Source organism: Arthrobacter sp. StoSoilB13 (genome assembly GCF_019977255.1).
In the GTDB taxonomy this organism is placed as follows: domain Bacteria; phylum Actinomycetota; class Actinomycetes; order Actinomycetales; family Micrococcaceae; genus Arthrobacter.
In genome coordinates this window covers 876,449-897,173 of the sequence record NZ_AP024649.1, presented here as the reverse complement: position 1 = coordinate 897,173, position 20,725 = coordinate 876,449, and the positions used below count along the sequence as shown (strand labels likewise).

At 62.4% G+C, this 20,725-nt stretch carries 11 protein-coding genes, 1 tRNA gene and 6 pseudogenes; 16 read left to right on the top strand and 2 right to left on the bottom strand.

The genetic code is table 11. The annotated features are described in order from the left end of the window. The first annotated feature begins 60 nt into the window (after positions 1–60). The 4 genes and pseudogenes from LDP01_RS22790 to LDP01_RS22775 all read left to right on the top strand — a co-directional run bounded on the left by LDP01_RS22790 (position 61) and on the right by LDP01_RS22775 (position 3,757). A pseudogene (locus LDP01_RS22790) lies at positions 61–1,481 on the top strand (phosphomannomutase/phosphoglucomutase). A gap of 12 nt (positions 1,482–1,493) precedes the next feature. Next, positions 1,494–1,949: a hypothetical protein gene (locus LDP01_RS22785; protein WP_224094405.1), complete on the top strand. Its 456-nt coding sequence runs from the start codon at positions 1,494–1,496 to the stop codon at positions 1,947–1,949. A 23-nt stretch (positions 1,950–1,972) separates the two neighbouring features. Next, positions 1,973–2,443: an RrF2 family transcriptional regulator gene (locus tag LDP01_RS22780; RefSeq protein ID WP_224094402.1), complete on the top strand. Its 471-nt coding sequence runs from the start codon at positions 1,973–1,975 to the stop codon at positions 2,441–2,443. A 139-nt stretch (positions 2,444–2,582) separates the two neighbouring features. Next, positions 2,583–3,757 (top strand): annotated as a pseudogene (locus LDP01_RS22775) (globin domain-containing protein). A gap of 113 nt (positions 3,758–3,870) precedes the next feature. Here the strand turns inward: LDP01_RS22775 and LDP01_RS22770 are convergent. Further along, on the bottom strand, positions 3,871–5,697 hold the full coding sequence (locus LDP01_RS22770) for a phosphoenolpyruvate carboxykinase (GTP) (RefSeq protein WP_224094400.1): 1,827 nt from the start codon (positions 5,695–5,697) through the stop codon (positions 3,871–3,873). Positions 5,698–5,981: 284 nt separating this feature from the next. Here LDP01_RS22770 and LDP01_RS22765 point away from each other — a divergent pair. After that, positions 5,982–6,055, top strand: a tRNA-Arg gene (locus tag LDP01_RS22765). Between the two features lie 220 nt (positions 6,056–6,275). On the opposite strand, the pseudogene LDP01_RS22760 reads toward LDP01_RS22765, so the two are convergent. Further along, positions 6,276–7,005, bottom strand: a pseudogene (locus LDP01_RS22760) (FadR/GntR family transcriptional regulator). A gap of 337 nt (positions 7,006–7,342) precedes the next feature. Between LDP01_RS22760 and LDP01_RS22755 the strand changes: the two are divergent. The 11 genes and pseudogenes from LDP01_RS22755 (at position 7,343) to LDP01_RS22705 (ending at position 20,688) form a co-directional block, all read left to right on the top strand. Then, positions 7,343–8,982, top strand: a pseudogene (locus LDP01_RS22755) (ABC transporter substrate-binding protein). A gap of 100 nt (positions 8,983–9,082) precedes the next feature. Next, positions 9,083–10,039 carry an ABC transporter permease gene (locus tag LDP01_RS22750; protein ID WP_224094398.1) on the top strand — a complete coding sequence of 319 codons (957 nt, stop codon included), beginning with the start codon at positions 9,083–9,085 and terminating at the stop codon, positions 10,037–10,039. A gap of 3 nt (positions 10,040–10,042) precedes the next feature. Then, positions 10,043–12,154, top strand: a complete 2,112-nt coding sequence (locus LDP01_RS22745) for a dipeptide/oligopeptide/nickel ABC transporter permease/ATP-binding protein (protein WP_224094396.1) — start codon at positions 10,043–10,045, stop codon at positions 12,152–12,154. After that, positions 12,151–12,957, top strand: a complete 807-nt coding sequence (locus LDP01_RS22740; protein ID WP_224094394.1) for an ATP-binding cassette domain-containing protein — start codon at positions 12,151–12,153, stop codon at positions 12,955–12,957. The genes LDP01_RS22745 and LDP01_RS22740 overlap by 4 nt, the downstream gene beginning before the upstream one ends. A 37-nt stretch (positions 12,958–12,994) precedes the next feature. Next, on the top strand, positions 12,995–13,912 hold the full coding sequence (locus LDP01_RS22735) for a dihydrodipicolinate synthase family protein (protein ID WP_224094392.1): 918 nt from the start codon (positions 12,995–12,997) through the stop codon (positions 13,910–13,912). Between the two features lie 18 nt (positions 13,913–13,930). Continuing rightward, entirely contained in the window at positions 13,931–14,902 is a 972-nt protein-coding gene (locus LDP01_RS22730; RefSeq protein ID WP_224094390.1) for an ROK family protein, read from the top strand. Positions 14,903–14,914: 12 nt separating this feature from the next. After that, positions 14,915–15,601 (top strand): N-acetylmannosamine-6-phosphate 2-epimerase, encoded by a 687-nt coding sequence (locus LDP01_RS22725; RefSeq protein ID WP_224094388.1) that lies wholly within the window; start codon positions 14,915–14,917, stop codon positions 15,599–15,601. A gap of 104 nt (positions 15,602–15,705) precedes the next feature. Further along, positions 15,706–17,164: pseudogene (locus tag LDP01_RS22720) on the top strand (dihydrolipoyl dehydrogenase family protein). A gap of 69 nt (positions 17,165–17,233) precedes the next feature. Beyond that, the gene (locus LDP01_RS22715; RefSeq protein ID WP_224094386.1) at positions 17,234–18,004 is read left to right on the top strand and encodes a P-loop NTPase family protein; all 771 of its coding nucleotides are present in this window, start codon (positions 17,234–17,236) and stop codon (positions 18,002–18,004) included. Continuing rightward, positions 18,001–20,038: pseudogene (locus LDP01_RS22710) on the top strand (YhgE/Pip family protein). The gene LDP01_RS22715 and the pseudogene LDP01_RS22710 overlap by 4 nt, the downstream one beginning before the upstream one ends. Beyond that, on the top strand, positions 20,035–20,688 hold the full coding sequence (locus LDP01_RS22705; RefSeq protein ID WP_224094384.1) for a TetR/AcrR family transcriptional regulator: 654 nt from the start codon (positions 20,035–20,037) through the stop codon (positions 20,686–20,688). The pseudogene LDP01_RS22710 and the gene LDP01_RS22705 overlap by 4 nt, the downstream one beginning before the upstream one ends. Positions 20,689–20,725: the final 37 nt, after the last annotated feature.

Below are 20,725 nucleotides of genomic sequence, written 5' to 3'. Positions count from 1 at the left end.
TTCCACATAGCAGCTTCCCCCGTTCATGCTCAATTGCGCTGCCACAGTAGGATTGAGCCCGTGACTAGCGAGCAGAACAAGAACTTCGACCTCTCGGCATCCTTCAAGGCGTATGACGTCCGGGGCATCGTGGGGGAATCCATCACGGCTGAAATCGTCGAGGCAGTCGGTGCTGCCTTCATCGACGTTTTGGGTCTTGAAGGTGAAACCGTCCTTGTTGGCGGAGACATGCGCCCGTCCTCGCCGGAGTTCAGCCAGGCCTTCGCGAACGGTGCTGCCACCCGGGGCGCCAACGTCCAATTGCTGGACTTGATCTCCACTGACGAGCTCTACTACGCCTGCGGTGCCTTGAACGCAGCCGGTGCCACGTTCACTGCCAGCCATAACCCGGCCGAATACAACGGCATCAAAATGGCCAAGGCAGGGGCTCAACCGATTTCCTCCGAGAGTGGCCTGAAGGAGATCCAGGCCCTCGCCGAGCGCTACCTGAACGAAGGCACCATCCCCGCGGCGGCGACGCGGGGGCAGATCGGTGTCCGTGACGTGCTGAAGGACTATTCCCAATACCTGCGCCAGCTGGTGGATCTCTCCGGTTCCCGGCCATTGAAGATCGTCGTGGACGCCGGTAACGGCATGGCCGGGCTGACCACCCCTGCTGTGCTTGGCAACAAGCTCCTCCCTGCCCTGCCGTTCGAGATCATCCCGCTCTACTTCGAACTGGACGGCTCGTTCCCGAACCACCCGGCCAACCCGCTGGAACCGGAAAACCTCCGTGATCTCCAAGCCGCCGTGATCAAGCACGGCGCCGATATCGGCCTTGCCTTCGACGGCGACGCTGACCGCTGCTTCGTGGTCGATGAAAAGGGCGAGCCCGTCTCCCCATCGGCGATCACGGGCATGGTGGCACGCAGGGAGATCGCCCGAGCCCAGGCATCCGGGGAACAGACCCCGGTGATCATCCACAACCTGCTCACGTCCAAAGCCGTTCCCGAACTCGTTGCCAAGGACGGGGGGCCCGGGCAGTCCGGACCCGCGTCGGCCATTCCTTCATCAAAGCCGTGATGGCCGAAGAAGGTGCAGTATTCGGCGGGGAGCACTCGGCACACTTCTATTTCCGTGATTTCTGGAATGCGGACACCGGTATGCTCGCCGCGATGCATGTCCTGGCGGCCCTGGGCGAGCAGGACGGTCCGCTGTCCGAACTCGGGCGCCAGTACGAGCCCTACGTCTCCTCCGGGGAAATCAACTCCGAGATCGAAGACAAAGCAGGCGCCATCGAGCGGGTCCGCCTCGATTTCCAGCATGATGACGTCGAAATAGACCACATGGACGGCAGCACCTTCAGCGCCAAGGACGGCAGCTGGTGGTTCAACCTGCGCCCCTCCAACACGGAGCCGTTCCTGCGCCTGAACGCCGAAGCCAAAGACCTGCCCACCATGGAAAAAATCCGCGACCGCGTCCTGGCACTGGTCAGGGCATAAGGACAGGCAAACATGAGCGAGCAGCCAATCGACGAGGCCGATTCCACCGGGACCGTCCAAGAGCGTGAACTCCGGGAGATTCTGGGGACTGCACTGGGGACTGCCCAGGAGCACATTCTGCAAAACGGCGGCTTTCTCCCCTTCGGCATCACGCTTTCACACGAAGGCGAGGTGCGGATTGTCATGGTTTCTCCAGGCGAGCCGGACGAGGACGGCCACATTGACGCGGGAGCGATGTTGACAGACGTCCAGGAATTACTTCGCCAGGGTCGCAACGATTATCGGGCCGTGGCCATCGCAAGTGATGTCGCGCTGCCCGAGCATGGCTCGGATGGCATCCACGGCACCGCCGAGCACCGGGATGGCGGGGTCATGGCAGCAGTCATCCCCTACGTCCACACAGCCGACGGTTTCTCATTCGGCGCCCTTGAGCCGGACACCCACGAGCCCTCGCTCTGGGTGGACTAGACCTGACTACGTAAGCTGATCCCATGAAAATCAACGCGTTCGCAGATGTGAGCCTCCGCGCCGTCATGGTGTTGGCGTCCGCCCCTGAGGGCACGTTGCTGACTACCCAGGCTGTTGCCGACGCCGTGGGCACTCCGTATAACCATGTCAGCAAGGCCATGGTCCGATTGCGCAGCCTTGGATTGATTGATGTGGAACGAGGCCGCTTGGGTGGATCGCGCCTGAACGAAGCGGGACGCCAAGCAACGGTTGGCCAGCTCCTTCGCCACTTGGACAGCCGGCAGGATCCCGCCGAATGCCAGTCCCCCACCCATGATTGCCCCCTCATCACAGAGTGCGGTCTCCGCCACGCAATGAACCGGGCCCGCGAAGCCTTCTATCGTGAGCTCGACACCGTCGTCATCTCGTCCCTGCCTCATGCCCGGCAGATGAATCCGGTCTTCCAAACAATAGGCCTCCGACCCGAATTCAGGTCCCCCGCAACCCTGCCCTGACGGCGTCCGGACCGGATCGCGATCCGATTTGCACTTCTTTTCTACAAGGAGTAGAAATTGAGGTGTAAATACAGGCATTCGAAATGCTTGTATTGTGACGGTTCGAATAACCCACCGGACCCCTACCCGCAGGAGAATCATGCTCTCGGAAAAATCCCGCCCGATTATTGAAGCCACGCTTCCCCTGGTTGGCTCGCGTATTGGTGACATCACCGCCGACTTCTACAAGCGCCTCTTTGCAGCGCACCCTGAGTTGCTCGATGGACTGTTCAGCCGCTCCAACCAGCGCTCGGGTGATCAGCAACAGGCACTCGCCGGGAGCATCGCCGCCTTCGCCACCCACCTCGTGAACAACCCCGGCACGCTCCCGGAAAAGGTCCTGGCCCGGATAGCCCACAAGCACGCCTCATTGGGCATCGCCGAAGAGCAGTACGGAGTCGTCTACGAGCACCTCTTCGCAGCAATCGCTGCCGACTTGTCGGACGTTATTACACCCGAAATCGCCGAGGGCCCTGGGCGGAGGTCTACTGGCTCATGGCAGACGCCCTGATCAAGCTTGAGAAGGACCTCTACGCCTCCCAGTCAAACAATAAGATGTGGATGCCTTGGCGCGTGGTTTCCAAAGTACCGGCTGGCAAGGACGCCATGACATTCACCTTGGAACCTGCCGACGACACTCCGGTAACACCGGCCCTTCCCGGCCAGTATGTGAGCGTCAAGGTCGTACTCCCTGACGGCTTGCGCCAAGTGCGGCAGTATTCACTGTCAGGCGACGCCGGGACCAGCCGGACCTTCACCACCAAGCTAAACGACGGCGGCGAGGTATCCACCGCCCTGCATACCGCCGTCGAACCTAACGATGTGCTCGAAATCTCCAACCCTTACGGCGAGATCACCCTCAAAGAAGACGGGGGACCGGTGGTGCTCGCGTCAGCGGGGATCGGGTGCACGCCGACAGCCTCAATCCTGCGCTCCTTGGCCGAGGCCGGCACTGATCGCCAGGTTCTTGTCCTGCACGCCGAACGTTCCATGGACAGTTGGGCATTGAGCGGCCAAATGACTGCAGACGCCGCAAGCATTGACGCCGAACTGCAGCTCTGGCTTGAGTCGCCGCAGCCCGGCAATGAAATGCACCGCGTCAACGCAGGCTTCATGTCCCTGAGGGAAATCGACATGCCCGCGGACGCTTCCTTGTACCTCTGCGGACCGTTGCCTTTCATGAAAAAGATTCGCGACGAAGCGATCGAGGCCGGCATTCCGGCCACCCGGATCCACTACGAAGTTTTCGGCCCAGACGTTTGGCTCGCGAACTAAGGCGGGGCGGCAAACCCCTCTAAGACGCCGAAAGCACGACGGCGGCCCGTCACCTTTGATGAAAAAGGTGACGGGCCGCCGTCGTCTTAGGAACGCCGTTGTCCTTAAGAGGTCTAGCCCAGACGGCTCTTGAGGCCGTCCAGCTCGGACTGCAGCGCCGCGGGGAGAGACTCGCCAAAGTTGGCGAACCATTCCTCGATGGATGCAAGTTCCGTTTCCCATTCGCCGGCGTCAACGCGGACGGCCGCCTCGACCTCGGCCGGCGTCATGTTCAGGCCTTCAAGGTCGATGGAGTCGCCGGTCGGAACGAAACCGATCGGCGTTTCCACAGCGTCCGCCTTGCCTTCGAGCCGTTCAATGGCCCACTTCAGGACGCGGGCGTTGTCACCGAAACCAGGCCAGGCGAAGCCACCATCGGCCGTGCGACGGAACCAGTTGACCAGGAAGATCTTCGGCAGTCGCTCCGGATTGGCCTTCGCCGACAGGTTCACCCAGTGGTTCAGGTAGTCGCCTGCGTCGTAGCCAATGAAGGGCAGCATTGCCATGGGATCGCGGCGGACAACACCTACGGCGCCAGCTGCAGCGGCCGTGGTTTCCGAGGAAAGCGTGGCACCCATGAAGATACCGTTGGACCAGTCGCGGGCCTCGGTGACCAGCGGGATGGTGGTCTTACGGCGTCCGCCGAACAGGATCGCGGACAACTCCACGCCGTCCGGGCTGAAGTACTCTTCGGCGAGCATGTCGATCTGGTCGATCGGCGTGCAGAAACGGGAGTTCGGGTGTGCAGCCGGGGCGTCGGAGTCCGGAGTCCAGGACTCGCCGCGCCAGTCGGTCAGGTGCGCCGGAGTTTCCTCCGTCATACCTTCCCACCAAACGCCGCCGTCATCGGTCAGCGCAACATTGGTGAAGATGCTGTTGCCCTTGGCGATGGCACGCATGGCGTTGGGGTTGGTGCCCCAACCGGTGCCCGGGGCGACGCCGAACAGGCCCGCTTCGGGGTTGACGGCGCGGAGCTCGCCTTCCTTGCCGAAGCGCATCCAGGTGATGTCGTCGCCGAGGGTCTCGACCTTCCAGCCCTTGATGGTGGGGTCAAGCAAAGCGAGGTTGGTCTTGCCGCAAGCCGACGGGAAGGCAGCGGAGACGTAGTAGGTCTTCTGCTCGGGAGAGGTCAGCTTGAGGATGAGCATGTGCTCGGCAAGCCAGCCCTCGTCGCGTGCCATCACCGAGGCGATGCGCAGTGCGTAGCACTTCTTGCCCAGCAGCGCGTTTCCGCCGTAGCCGGAACCGAAGGACCAGATGGAGCGCTCTTCGGGGAAGTGGACGATCCACTTGTCGGTGTTGCACGGCCACGCGACGTCGGCCTGGCCGGGTTCCAGGGGTGCGCCCAGCGAGTGGAGGGCCGGCACAAAGAATGCATCGGTCTGCGTGATGCGGTCCAGAACGTCCGAGCCGATGCGGGCCATGATCCGCATGGAAGCTACAACGTAGGCGGAGTCAGTGATCTCAACGCCGAACTTCGGGTCCTCTGCATCCAGGTGGCCCATGACAAAAGGAATGACGTACATGGTGCGGCCGCGCATGGAGCCGGCGAACAGTCCGCGCAGCTTCTGCTTCATTTCGGCCGGAGCCATCCAGTTGTTCGTGAACCCTGCGTCGCGCTCGTTCTCGGAGCAGATGAAGGTCTGCTCTTCCACACGGGCAACGTCGGCGGGGTCGGAGAACGCCGCGAAGGAATTCGGGAACGTTTCCGGGTTCAGCCTCTTCAGGGTGCCGGCCTCAACCAGTTCGTCGGTCAGCTTCTTGTTTTCTGCTTCGCTGCCGTCAACCCAGTGGATGCGGTCCGGCTGAGTCAGCTCGGCTACTTCCTCAACCCAGGCCAGCAGGCGTGCATGCGTAGTAGGTGCCTTCTCAAGCAGCGGCAGTCGCGCCAGATCGCCCATTGCGGTTCCCTTCCTCGGGTTCAGTGGTGTGTCCTAAACGATAGGGGTCGCGGACCAGACCAATCCGTTGTCAGACGTCAGATGTCCAGTGGAGTCGAAACGAAAAACCCCTAGAATTCAGGGTTTCAGTTTCAGAGGACGGCGTTTTAAGTGAGGAAGGTCACATAGACCGGTCTAGTTGCGTAGATTACAGCTTTTCGATTTGGAACTTCACATGAACTTCTGTAAAGTTTATTGAGGTTCGAGGGGGTCAGAGAAACAGACCGCCGAGAATCACGCGAAATGCGCCCATAGCTCAGCTGGATAGAGCGTCTGTCTACGGAACAGAAGGTCAGGGGTTCGAATCCCTTTGGGCGCACAGATAGAGACCCGCACCGGTTCGCCGGTGCGGGTCTTTTGTTTTGCCCGCCGTGGCCCAACTACGTAGCAGTTAAGCGCGTTTAGACCGTTCAAAACGCGCTCTAATGCGACCCAGTTGGGTTACGCGGCAGGGAAGGTGAGCCACGCAGGAAACGCAAAGGGCCGCCGTCGTACTTTCCGAAAAGTACGACGGCGGCCCTTGCCGTATGTGGGGACGCTTACTCCCCCACAGCCTCGCTGATCCGGCGCCGGATGCCGTCGAAGTGACGGTTGAGCAGCTCGGCCGAGAGCACCTTGTCTCCCGCTGCAACGGCGGCATAGATATTCCGATGGATGGCGGCCGTCTTGGCCAGGTCCTCGTTACCTGCGCCGATCTCTACGTGGATCTTCCGGTACACCTTCCAGAAGACCCCCATGAGGTTGATCAGCAGCTCGTTGTTTAGAGGTTCGAATAGTCGGCGGTGGAACTCGGCGTCGGCCGCCACGAAGTTCTCACCGGCGGCGGCGAGTTCTTCCATTTGCTTCACCGATTCCTCGATGGACGCCAGCTGCTCCTTGGTCATCACATCGATGGAGGAGCCGATCAGCCCGGACTCCAACGCCTGCCGCACGTCCACCAGCTGCAAGGCTTCGAGTCCCTGGTGCCGGAGGGAAAGCCGGCCCCGGAATGTCAGGCCATCAGCCAAGGCATCGAAGTTGCTGGGCGCCACGAACATCCCGAAGCCATGGCGGATCTCGATCACCCCCAGGGGCCTGCAGCACTTTCAGGGACTCACGCAACGTATTGCGCCCTACGCCCAGGGCGACTGAAAGCTCACTCTCCGTGGGCAACGGGTCACCCGCCTCGAGCTCGCGCTCAAGGATGAGTTCCATAATGTCCGACTGCAATGCACGCAGCCGGGCCTGTGCACTGAACCGCGCTTGCGGAACGACACCGGAAGTTGTCATGGCGCTCTCCTTGCCGATGCACTCTTCACCTCAGAGGCTTGTGAACCTCGGACGCAGAAGTAGTGCGGTGTTAATATTGAGGCGAGCTTGATGCTCACCGCAGAATGAGTGACTCGCAACATACAATATCGGATGTCCCACCTCCTTGATAGGTATGTCTTCGGAATTCCTTGAGAATTCCGCATTCAGGCGCCCTGGCGGCGAGGAACCGGACGGTTCCCGGCTTCCCGTGCAGCCTCACCGTGATCCATTTCTCACTTGACGTCCCCTTGTGACCACCCTTACAGTTTCAATACGAGCATCGGACGTCCTACATCCGATAACCCACGACAGTCGAATGGTGAGGCACCCTTATGAGCAAGACCATCAACAGCCTGCCGCTGGTCAACGACGCCAGCCGCCGGAACTTCCTGAAGCTAAGCGGCGCAGTTGGTGCAGCAGCCGCCTTCACGGCAACACTCTCTGCGTGCGGCGGCGCTGCCAGCACCAGCACGGGGAACGCTTCAAACACCGCAGCCGTGAACAAGGACCTCATGATCGAGGCAGGCATCTCCTACGCCCTCTCCACAGGCTTTGACCCGCTGAGCTCTTCGGGAGCCACACCGATGGCGGCCAACCTCCACATCTTCGAAGGGCCTCATTGAGCTGCACCCGGCAACCCGCCAGCCCTACAACGCACTGGCCGCATCGGATCCGAAGAAGATCAACGACACCACGTACCAGGTGACCATCCGCGATGGTGCCAAGTTCCATGACGGCTCCCTCGTCACCACCGAGGACGTCGCTTTCTCCTTTACACGTGTCATGGATCCGGCGAACAAGTCCCTGTTTTCCCAGTTCATCCCCTTCATCCAGGACGTCAAGCCCTTGGATGCCAAGACAGTGGAATTCACCCTCAAGTACGCCTTCCCGGGCTTCGGACCCCGCATCTCGGTGGTCAAGATTGTTCCCAAGGCACTCGCCAGCGATCTGAAGGCCTTCGACGCCAAGCCAATCGGCTCCGGTCCGTACAAACTGGTCTCCGCCGTCAAGGACGACAAGATCGTCTTCGAAGCGTTCGCAGACTACAACGGCCCCAAGCCAGCGTTGGCCAAGGGCATGACCTGGCTCCTTCTTTCGGACGCAGCCGCCCGTGTTACTGCTGTCCAATCCGGACGCGTCCAGGCCATCGAGGACGTTCCGTACCTGGACGTCGACGGCTTGAAGTCCAAGGTCAAGGTGGAATCCGTCCAGTCCTTCGGCCTGCTGTTCCTCATGTTCAACTGCGCAAAGGCCCCTTTCGACAACAAACTGGTACGCCAGGCACTGCACTATGGCATGGACAAGGAAGCCATCATCAAGAAGGCCCTGTTCGGCAACGCCAAGGCGGCCAGCTCCTACTTCCAAGAGGGCCACCCGGACTATGTCAAGGCCAGGAACGTCTATGGTTTTGACACTAAAAAGGCCGAAGACCTACTCAAGCAGGCGGGCGTTGGCAGCCTCGAATTCGAACTCCTCACCACGGACACCGCGTGGGTGAAGGACGTTGCACCCCTGATTCTGGAGTCCTGGAACAAGATCCCCGGCGTCAAGGTCACCGTGAAGAGCCTGCAGTCCGGTGCCCTTTACAGCGACCGCGTGGGCAAGGGTGACTACACCGTCGTTGCGGCTCCTGGCGACCCGTCCGTGTTCGGCAACGACGCGGACCTGCTGCTGAGCTGGTTCTACTCCGGCGCCACGTGGATGGAGAAGCGCGCCTTCTGGACCACTCCGGAACGCACCAAGTTGCAGGAACTCATGAACAAGGGGTCGCAAGCCTCGGGCGACAACGCCAAGAAGATCGTGGCCGAAATCGTGGACATGGTCTCGGACGAGGTCCCCCTCTACCCGGTCCTCCACCGCCAGCTCCCCAGCGCCTGGGACGAGAAAAAACTCAAGGGCTTCCAGCCTCTGCCCACCACCGGATTGTCCTTCATCGACGTCGGACGTACCGCCTAGAAACCTGAGTTGCGAGGCCTGCTTTGCGGCCTAAATCCCCCAAATAGCACGCAGAGCAGGCCCCACAACCAGCAGCACCCCCAACCAACCGGAGAACAAATTGGTCACGATATTGCGTCTGCTTGGTCGCAGGCTTGCAGCATTGCCATTGATGATCCTGGGCATTACGTTGCTCGTCTTCCTCGTCCTGCAGGCCGCCCCCGGCGACCAAGCCAGTTCCGCCCTCGGTGACGGCGCCAGCGAAGAAGCCAAGCAGCAGTACCGCCAGGAAAATGGCCTGAACGATCCCTTGGTCCTGCAATACTTCCGTTTCCTTGGGAAGCTGCTGCAGTTTGACCTCGGCGTCACAACCCCGCCGGCAAAGTCGGTGGCTTCCATGATCGGCTCTGCGTTCCCTTTGACGCTCCAGCTGACCTTCCTGGGCGTCATTATCGCGATTGTTCTTTCTCTGGCATTCGGCATCCTCGGCGCCCTCTACCGCGACAAGTGGCAGGACCAATTGGTCCGCGTCTTCTCGATCGCCGCGATCGCCACGCCGTCATTCTGGCTTGGCATCCTGCTCATCCAGTGGTTCGCCCTGGGCAGCAACCCGATGTTCCCCTCAGGCGGAATTGCAACGCCGGAATCCGGCTTTGGCGGTTGGCTCAACTCGATGGCCCTTCCGGCACTTGCGCTCGGCATCCCCGTCTCAGCGTCGTTGATCCGAGTGGTCCGGACCTCCATGGTGGAAGAGCTTGACCGCGACTACGTCCGCACAGCCATCGGCAACGGCGTCCCCTACCGCGAAGTGGTTTCCAAGAATGTTCTCCGCAATGCCCTCGTCACCCCGGTGACCGTGCTGGGACTCCGCGTGGGCTACCTGTTGGGTGGCGCCGTCGTGATTGAAATGATCTTCGCCCTGCCCGGCATGGGCCAGCTGATCCTCAACGGCATCACCAACCTGGACGTCAACCTGGTCCAGGGCGTGGTGCTCACCATCTCGGTCACTTTTGTTCTGGTGAACATCGTGGTGGACCTTCTCTACCTGCTCATCAACCCCCGAATCAGGACGGTATAGCTCATGCGCAGCAAGCTCGCAGAACGGCTAAGTGCCCCGGGCATCCGCTTCAAGGCCCTGCCATGGGGCTCCCGCATCGCCCTGCTCTTCCTTGTCATGATTGTGCTCGCGGCCGTCCTCGCGCCGGTCATCGCTCCGCACGATCCCCTTGAGACGTTCATTCCGGCAACCCCGCCCGGCGCCGAGCACTTGTTCGGCACCGACCGCCTGGGCCGCGACATCTTCTCGCGCCTCCTGTTCGGGGCACAGTCGTCGCTGCTGATCGGCCTTGGCGCGGTTGGCCTGGCGATCCTCGCCGGTGCACTGCTCGGATCCTTCGCCGCGACGTCCAGCAAGTCGGTCAACGAGATCATCATGCGGCTCATGGACATCCTCATGGCGTTCCCGGGCATCGCACTGGCCGCAGTTTTGCTGGCCGCGTTCGGCAACTCGGTCCCGACCATCATCATCGCAATCGCCATCATCTACACGCCTCAACTGGCCCGCGTGGTCCGTGCCAACGTGCTTGCGCAATATGGCGAAGACTACGTTCGTGCCGAACGCGTGATCGGTGCTGGCCGGTTCTACATCCTGGTCAAGCACATCGTCCGCAACACCGCCGCTCCCGTACTGGTGTTCGCCACAGTGATGGTGGCAGACGCCATCATCCTGGAAGCCTCGCTCTCCTTCCTGGGCGCCGGCGTTCAGGACCCCGCGCCCTCGTGGGGCAACGTGATTTCCTACGGCCGCAATCTGGTCCTGTCCGGTGGCTGGTGGGCCACCACGTTTGCTGGCCTGACAATTCTGCTGACCGTCCTGTCCCTGAACATCCTCGCCGAGGGCCTCACCGACGCCATGGTGAACCCGAAGCTGCGCCGCGCGCCGGCAGTGAAGGACGACGACGGCGCGGCCGCGGCTATCGCTGTTGATTCCGAGGTCGCCACCTCCGTTGCCCAGCCGTCTGTGGTGGAGGCACACGAGCTCGACGGCGTTCGGCCGGCTTTCGGCGACACCGTCACTTCTGATGGGGGCAGCTCCACCGTCCTCACCGATGTGAAGTTGGCCGCCGCCAACCCGCACCTCCTCCTGGACCGCGAACTGGAACTGCTGGCAGCCATCGAAGCCAAGCGCACGGACCGCCTCCCGCAGGTCTCCCCCGGAGCCCGCAATGTCCTTGAAGTGAAAAACCTGTCCATCCGCTTCCCGGGCCGTTTCGGCGAGACCGCAATCGTGGACAACGTCTCCTTCACGGTCCGCGAAGGCGAAACCATGGGCCTGGTGGGCGAGTCCGGTTGTGGCAAGTCGATCACGTCACTCGCTGTGATGGGCCTCCTGCCCAAGACAGCACAAGTCACCGGTTCCATCCTGTTTGATGGCAAGGAACTCCTCGAGGCGAAGACGCAGCACAGCAACCCCAAGGCCTATGAGGGCCTGCGCGGCGAGCAGATTGCCATGGTCTACCAGGACGCGTTGAGCTCGCTGAACCCATCGATGAAGATCAAGGACCAGCTGGAGCAGCTCACCAAACGTGGTGGCCGAAAGACACCTGCTGAACTGCTGGAAATGGTGAAACTGGACCCCGCCAGGACGCTTGCCAGCTACCCCCATGAGCTCTCCGGCGGCCAACGCCAGCGCGTGCTGATCGCCATGGCCCTGTCCCGCTCACCGAAGATCGTTGTTGCCGATGAGCCCACCACGGCCTTGGATGTCACCGTGCAAAAGCAGGTGGTGGATCTGCTCAACGAACTCCGTGAGCAACTTGGTTTCGCCATGGTATTCGTCAGTCACGACCTCGCGTTGGTGGCCTCCTTGGCCCACCGTATCACCGTCATGTACGCCGGCCAGGTGGTGGAATCCGCACGGGCTTCCGAGCTCCTGCAGAACCCCAAGCATGAGTACACCCGCGGCTTGCTGGGTGCCGTCCTCTCCATCGAGGCCGACGCCGTCCGGCTGCACCAGATCCCCGGCACAGTCCCTTCACCGCGCGATTTTGCTGCGGGAGACCGCTTCGCGGCCCGCTCACTCAGGGCCGACGCCGACCCCAACCAGAAGCTCGTCCTCACCACCGTTCCAACCGCCAACGGTGACGACGCCGACCACTACTGGGCGAGCCATCTGAAGGAGGACGCAAAATGAGCGATTCAGGCTCCAAGCCGGTCATCGAGCTCAAAGACGTCAAGGTCTACCACCATGCAAGGACCGGCGGACTTTTCCGGCCCAACATCGTCAAAGCCGTCGACGGAGTGGACTTCACCATCAGCCGCGGCGAAACCGTGGGCATCGTTGGCGAGTCCGGCTGTGGCAAGTCCACCCTCGCGTCCGTACTTGTGGGACTTCAACCGCCGACGTCGGGGCAGGTCTTGTTCCACGGAAAGCCAGCAATCAAGCGGAACGCCGCCATGCGAAAGCGGTTTGGACGCTCCGTCTCGGTCGTCTTCCAGGACCCGGCTACGGCGCTCAACCCGCGCATGACCATCCAGGACATCCTCACCGACCCCCTGCAGATCCACGGCATCGGGAACGCTGCCAGCCGTGCTGCCAAGGTCAAGGAACTGTTGGCGCTGGTTGGCCTGCCGCACTCGGCAGCCGAGGTGACGCCGTCGCAGGTTTCCGGTGGTCAGCGCCAGCGTGTGGCAATCGCCCGTGCATTGGCGTTGGATCCGGACATCATTGTGGCTGACGAGCCGACGTCGGCCCTGGACGTTTCGGTCCGCGCGCAGGTCCTGAACCTGCTCTCGGACCTGAAGACGCAGCTGAACCTCGGCATGGTGTTCATCTCGCATGACATCCAGACCGTCCGCTACGTCTCGGACCGTATCTGCGTCATGTACTTCGGCAAGATCGTCGAACAAGGCACAGCCACCCAGGTCTTCGACAACCCCAGCAACGACTACACCAAGAAGCTGCTGGGCGCCGCGCCGAGCCTGCTCCACATCTAGCTTTTCCTTTCACAAGTTACAAACAACGGAGAATTCTGTGTCCACTCAATTCCAGGGCGTCATCCCCCCGGTCATCACCCCCCGCCACGCCGACGGCAGCATCGACACCGCGTCGCTGAAGAACGTCACCAAGCACCTGATCGACGGCGGGGTGTCCGGACTTTTCGTCCTGGGATCCTCCGGAGAAGTTCCCTACCTCACCAACGCCGAGCGTGAGCTGGTGGTCTCCACCATCGCCGACGCCAACGCCGGAGCGGTCCCACTAATCGTCGGCGCCAACGAGCAGACCACCAACCGGGTGATCGAGGAAGCGCGGAAAGTGGTGGATCTAGGTGCCGACGCGATCGTTGTCACGTCCATGTACTACGCCATCGGCAATGCGGCGGAAACCGAGACGCATTTCCGCAGCATCCACGCCGCCATCGAGAAGCCGATCTTCGCTTACGACGTCCCGGTCCGCACGCACTTCAAGCTGCCCACGGACCTCCTGGTCCGCCTAGGCCGCGACGGCGTCATTGCCGGCGTTAAGGACTCCTCCGGCGACGACGTTTCGTTCCGCCAACTGCTGCTCGCAGCCAAAGACATTCCCAACTTCGATATTTTCACTGGCCACGAAGTTGTGGTGGACGGCGCCCTCCTGGGCGGTGCGCAGGGCGTGGTTCCGGGCCTGGGCAACGTTGATCCTGCCGGATACCGCCGCCTGTTCGACGCTGCCCAGACGGGCGACTGGGCTCTCGCAGCAAGGGAGCAGGACCGTCTGGCCGACGTCTTCGAGATCGTCTACACCCCTAACGGTCGCGTCTCCGGCGGCGCTGCAGGTCTCGGTGCTTTCAAGACCGCGCTGCAGGTCATGGGAGTTATTGAGTCCAACACCATGAGCGAGCCCATGCTGTCACTGAACTCCGAAGAGACGGCGCTGATCCGTGAAATTCTGGAACGGAACGGGCTGGTCTAAATTTTCATGACCCCTTCCATGACCCACGTGGTCGGTGTTGACCTCGGCGGCACCAAAACTGCCGCCGGGGTTGTTTCCGAGCTTGGTGAAGTGCTCATGTCGGAGACCATTCCGACGTTGAACAGGGACGGTGGCGAAGCGATCCTCGACGCCACTGCGGCGCTGATCGCGGGCTTGGTGGAGCGGGCTGCCGACGCCGGAGTTACGGTTTCCGGCGTCGGCATCGGCTCCGCCGGGGTTATTGATTCTTCTTCCGGGGCCGTTGTGTCAGCCACGGATGCGATTCATGGCTGGGCCGGGACTGAGCTTGTTTCGGGGCTGTCCACCCGGCTTTCCCTGCCTCTTTCGGCGGTCCGGGCCGTCAACGACGTCCACGCCCACGCCCTCGGTGAGGCCTGGCTTGGCGCGGCCGCCGGCTCCTCAAGTTCGCTCATGGTGGCGTTCGGAACCGGCGTCGGCGGGAGCTTTGTGCTGAACGGCGAACCTGTTCTCGGACACCGCTTTGTTGGCGGGCATGTGGGTCACTTCGCGTCGCCGCTGGCTGTATTTGACGACATTCCGTTGTCCTGCGTGTGTGGTGGATCAGGACACGTCGAGGCCGTGGCTTCGGGGCCCGCCATCTACGAGTCGTACCTGCGCTTTGGTGGTTCCTCGCGTGAGGCAGCGGACACGCGGGGCGTGTTTGCGCTGGCCGCTTCGGGAACTCACGACGGCGGTGCTGCCGCCACCTCCAGCCGAGCAGTCGCCTTGCGTGCCGTTGGTCTCGGCGCGGCCGCCGCAGGCCAAGCGGTGGGCGGACTCATCAACATTCTTGACCCTGGAACCGTGGTGATTTCTGGTGGACTGGCCGACGCCGGCGATCTTTGGTGGAAGCCCATGGAGACGGCTTTGCGCCAGGAATTGCTGGCACCGTTGGCCGAGGTCCCCGTGCTGCGGGCAACCCTGGGCAACACCGCGGCCATCGTTGGTGCCGCGAAACTCGTCCTTTAGAAGAGAGACAACATGATCCTGACCCCCGAAGGCATCGAAGCCCTCCGTTCCCAGCTGATCGTCTCCTGTCAGGCGTATCCCGATGAACCCATGCGCGATCCCCGCACCACGGCCCAGGTGGCGGCCTCGGCTGTCATCGGCGGTGCTGCGGCGATCCGCGTCCAAGGGTTAGCCGACGTACAGTTCGCGCGTGCCGCCGTCGAAGTTCCCATTATTGGCCTCTGGAAGGACGGGCATGATGGGGTCTTCATCACCCCCACTCTCCGGCACGCGCTTGCCGTGGCTGGTGCCGGTGCACATGTTGTCGCGATTGATGGCACACGCCGGGCTCGCCCGGACGGTTTGTCGCTGGCTGCGACCGTTGCCGGCATCCACGCCGAGTCCCACGCGCTGGTCATGGCGGACTGCGGTTCCTTCGACGATGCTGTTGCAGCCGTTGAAGCCGGCGCGGACCTAATCGGCACAACGTTGGCTGGTTACACCGGCGAGCGCCCCAAGACCGACGGCCCGGACCTGGAGTTGCTGGAGCAGATCGCCTCTGCCGAACTGGGCAAGCCGCTCATCGCCGAAGGTCGCATCCACACCCCCGCCCACGCACGTCAGGCCCTCAATGCCGGCGCGTTCGCAGTGGTTGTGGGCACCGCGATCACGCACCCGGCCACGATTACGGGCTGGTTCAAGGGCGCGATGCACGCATAAGGGCTCAGCCCCCGCGTTGCTGGGCCTGCTCTGCGCCCCAAAACCCACGCTAAGCGCGCAAAACGGGCCTCACAACCCGGAGGAAGCGGTTGTAGGCTTCTCCCATGGCTGCCGAAAACTCCCGTGAATTCGACGTAATTGTGATCGGCGCGGGCGCCGTCGGGGAAAATGTCGCGGACCGCGTGGCTCGTGGCGGACTGACGGCAGTGGTTGTGGAAAGCGAACTGGTTGGCGGCGAATGCTCCTATTGGGCCTGCATTCCTTCCAAAGCGCTCCTCCGGCCAGGCAGCGTGCTCCACGCGGCACAGGGAATTCCCGGAGCGTCGGAAGCGGTCACCGGAGTTATTGACGCAAAGTCGGCCCTGAAGCACCGGGACTGGTTCACGAACAACTGGCAGGACGGGAGTCAGGTCGAATGGCTGGATAGTGCCGGCATCGAGCTGATCCGTGGGCGCGGGCGCATCACAGGACCACGCGAGGTCCAGGTGGACGGGCTCGACGGCAACAGCTACGCGCTCAAAGCGCACCATGCCGTAGTTGTGGCCACAGGCTCAACACCTACCATCCCGGATATCGAGGGCCTCACGGACGTACCCTTCTGGACAACCCGCGGTGCCACTGCGGCAAAAGTCATCCCACAGCGGTTTGCGGTGCTCGGAGGTGGAGTGGCCGGCGTCGAATTGGCCCAGGCTTTTGCCCGCCTTGGTTCCGTGGTGACACTTATTGCTCGTGGTCGCCTTCTGAGCAGCTATCCAGAAGAGGCAGCTGACCTGGTCCTGGCAGGGCTGCGCGCCGATGGCGTAACAGTCCACCTCCACACGGATGTGGACAAAGTAGAAAAGAACGACGACGGCTCGGTCACGGTCACGTTCAACGGCGGGACCGTCACGGCTGACAAAGTCCTGGTCGCATCCGGCCGGCATCCGGCATTGGCCAATTTGGGCTTGGAAAATGTGGGCGTTGAACCGCAGAACGGAAAACCGCTCCGGCTCACCACGGATGCCAGTGGGCTGGTGGAGGGCCCGGCAAGCGATGGCACCAGTGGACTGTGGCTGTACGCCGCAGGCGATGCCGCGGGCAATGTGTTGCTTACGCACCAGGGCAAGTACGAAGCCCGGGCTACCGGCGATGCCATCGTTGCCCGGGCAAATGGCAAGCTCCAGGGCACGCCCCGTCCCTGGAGCGCGTGGGCACATACGGCCGACGAGCACGCCATTCCAAGCGTCGTCTTCACAGATCCGGAAGTGGCCTCGGTGGGTCCCAGCCTTGAGCAGGGCCCTGCTCCAGGGCAAGCACGTCACGGGAGTGGAGTTGCCCATCAATGTCTCCGGATCCCAGCTCTATTCCGCCGATTACAAAGGGTGGGCGCAGATCGTGGTGGACGAGGACCGGAAAGTCATCCTTGGCGCTACGTTCGTCGGGCCGGGGGTAGCTGAACTGCTCCACTCGGCCACCATCGCGATCGTAGGCGAAGTCCCCTTGGACAGGTTGTGGCACGCTGTGCCGTCGTACCCCACCCTCAGCGAGGTGTGGTTGCGGCTTTTGGAGAAGTACGGCCTCTAGCGCTTATTTGAACTGACTGGTCAGTTCAGTTAGACTTTCAGCAGACACCATTTCTGCGAAAGGCTCATTGTGCTGTCCGTACAGCAACTCCAGATCAACGGCCGCCGGGATGACCTCCTTCCGGCAACGTCACTCCAGGCCCGTCGTGGCGAACTCTTGCTCGTCGCCGGCGAAGGCCAGGATCAGCGGACCGCCTTGGCCTTGGCACTCAGTGGCCGCATGAAACCCAGCAACGGCGTCCTCAGTTGGGACAACAACAGCAAGACCAAGAAGATCCGGCTGGCGAGCGCCTTGGTGGATTCGCCCGGCGTCAATGAGCCTGAACAGCATCTAAGCGTTCGCGACCTCGTCACAGAGGACCTCTCCCTCATCCCCCGCCGTTACCGTGGCGCGCTGCTCAGCAAACCGTGGCTGAAGATCAACAGTTTTGAAGACATTGCCGGCTTGTGGATCGAACAGCTTCCCGCCGGCCGCCGGCTCGAGCTCCTGACTGCCCTCGCCTTGGCAGATCCAGCTACCGACCTCCTGGTGGTCGATTCGCCCGATCGCCACAGTGCCGATCCCTCGGCGTGGTTGCCCCGGCTTGAGGCTTTGGCGTCCGACGCCGGGCGGCCCCTTGCCGTCGTCGCCGTCGTCAGCGCCCTCCCGGACAACTGGGCTGGCCCTGCTGCCGTAATTGGCAACTCAGTGGCCCACCCGCAGGAACCGGGAACCCTTGAAGTGTCCGAGCCGGCACAGGCGACGAACGCGCAAGCGACAACGAGCCCAATCCCGGCCCGCGAGATTCAAGACGAAGCATCCGAACCCGAATTCAAAGACCTTCAAAGGACTGCAAAGTGACTGTTCTGCGGCTTGCCCGCTCCGAACTCAAGCGCATGACCGGCGGGCTCCTGCCCAAGCTGACCATCCTGGCCCTGACCATGGTGCCGCTGCTCTACGGCGCGGTGTATCTCTACGCCAATTGGGATCCGTACGGCAATCTGAACCAGATCGACGCCGCCTTGGTGGTTGAGGACACGGGGGCAACGTCCAAGGATGGCACCGAGCTGCAGGCTGGCAAGAAGGTTGCTGACAGCCTGATAGACGGCCACGTCTTCAACTGGAAGCAGGTTTCCAGCGCCGAGGGCCGCAGAGGCTGGTGTTCGGACCGGCGAATACGCCTTCGCTCTGCGGATCCCCAAGGACTTCTCCGCAAACCTGGTCTCCCCCGGCAGCTTCGACGCCGCCAACCAGGCGATGCTCCATGTCACCACGAACGACGCCAACAACTACCTGCTGAGCACCATCGTGGACAAACTCACCACAGCAGTTCATTCAACGGTCGCCAAGGAGGTCGGCGAGGAAACAGCCAACCAGCTCCTCACCGGCTTCGGTACCATCCATGCCTCCATCGTGAGAGCTGCGGACGGAGCGTCCGAACTCGCCACGGGAGTGGGTCAGCTCAGTGACGGCGCAGCAACCCTGCACGACGGCACAACCCAGTTGGTCACCGGGGCCGATCAGCTGGTCGCTGGTCAAACGCAGCTCCGCGACGGCGCTGTGCAACTCAATGACGGCGCGGGCCAGCTGAGCTCGGGCCTCACGGAGCTGAAGAACAAAACGGCTACCCTCCCGCCGGATTCGCAAAAGCTTGCCGACGGTGCGGCGCAAGTAGCCGCAGGGAACGCCGAGCTGAATGCGAAGGTCCAGGACGTCGTCGGGCAGCTGGATGCCGCGGACAAGGGCCTCCGCAACCGTGTTGTGGAATCCAACACCCGTCTGGTCACCGCCGGCGTGCTGACGCAGGAGCAGGCAGACAAGGTCCTGGCGGACTTCGACGCGGCCGCCGCATCTAGCCCCGTCACGGACGCAAAGGCCAAGATCGCGGGCGACGCCGCCAAGATCCAGCAGCTCTCCGATGGTTCAGCTGCGGTGAGCGCAGGGGCATCGAAGCTCGCCGCCGCAACGCCTGCTCTCACGGACGCGATTTCGCAGGCAGCGGCCGGAGCCGGGCAGCTGAAAACCGGGGCGTCCGCGCTGGCCGCCGGCCAGCAGAGCGCACTGGACGGTGCCATAAAGCTCGACGACGGCGCCCACCAACTCAACGACGGTGCCGGACAGCTTGCCACTGGCGCAGTGAAGGCTTCCGATGGCTCACATACCCTGGCCACAGAGCTTGCCAAGGGTGCCGGGGAAATCCCGAACCCGAACGATGAACAGAAGAGCAGTGTGTCCAAAGTGATCGCAGATCCCGTCGCGGTGGACAACGTATCGCAGGCCAAGGCAGGTTCTTATGGCGCCGGACTGGCACCCTTCTTCCTGACGCTGGCGCTCTGGATCGGTGTGTTCATGCTGGTACAGGCCATGCGTCCTATCACCCAGCGGGCGCTGGCGTCGAACGCCCCGGCATGGAAAATCGCCGTCGGAGGCTGGCTTCCGTTCTTCGTTGTCTCGGTCCTGCAGGCCACGATCCTGACCCTCGTGGTGAATTTGGGCCTCGGCTTGAACGCCGCCCACCCAGTAGGCATGTGGTTGTTCATGCTGGCCGCCGTGATGGCGTTCAGCGCGATCATCCAAGGCATCGTGGCGCTCATGGGAACCCCGGGCAAGTTCGTGGTGCTGATCCTGCTGGTCCTGCAGCTCGTGTCCTCGGGCGGTACGTTCCCTTGGCAGACCACTCCCATGCCACTTCACGTGGTGCACGAAGTCCTGCCCATGGGCTACGTCGTCACCGGGATGCGGCATCTGATCTACGGCGGCGAACTCAGCATGATCTGGCCGACGGTCCTGGGCCTGCTTGGATACACTTTGCTGGGAGCGGCACTTTCCACGCTCGCTGTCCGCAAACACAAGATGTGGACCCTCAAGACGCTGAAGCCGGAGATCGCAGTATGACCAGCACCCAGCCGGCAGCCCCTTCAGAGCCGGGGCCCGACGCAGGAACCGCGGAAAAGAAGCTCCGCCCGGGACGCACCAACGCCACCCGGCAGCGCCTCTTCGAAGCGTCCATGGAGCTGATTGGCGAACGTGGCGCTGCGGGCGTCACCGTGGATGAGATCGCGGCCGCGGCCGGCGTGTCCAAGGGGACGGTCTACTACAATTTCGGCAGCAAATCGGACCTGATCGCGCAGCTGCTGCGGCACGGCGTGGACATCATGTTGGTCCGTCTCCAGGCAATCGAAGGCCAAGCCAGCGATCCCCTCGAAGCCATGAAGAACATGGTCGGCCAGGCCATGGAGTTCATGGACGAGTACCCGTCTTTCGCGCGTCTGTGGGTAAGCGAAAACTGGCGGACGCCAGGCGAGTGGAGTGCCGTGTTCGCCGAACTCCGGGCAGAACTCCTCGCCGTGATCGGCTCGGCGGTGGAACGTGTGGCCGCCGGATACAAGGTGGACGAGTCAATCGTCCGCGGCAGCCTGGAGGCGGCCATTTTCGGGGCCATCTTCGTGGTGGGACTCGACCGGCAAACCTACAACCCCGAGCGCACCCGGGAACAGAGTGTCGCCGCGGTCATGACCATCATGCACGGGTACGTCGTGAAGTAGGTCTTCCCCGGGAACGGTATCCAACTGCAATCTACGA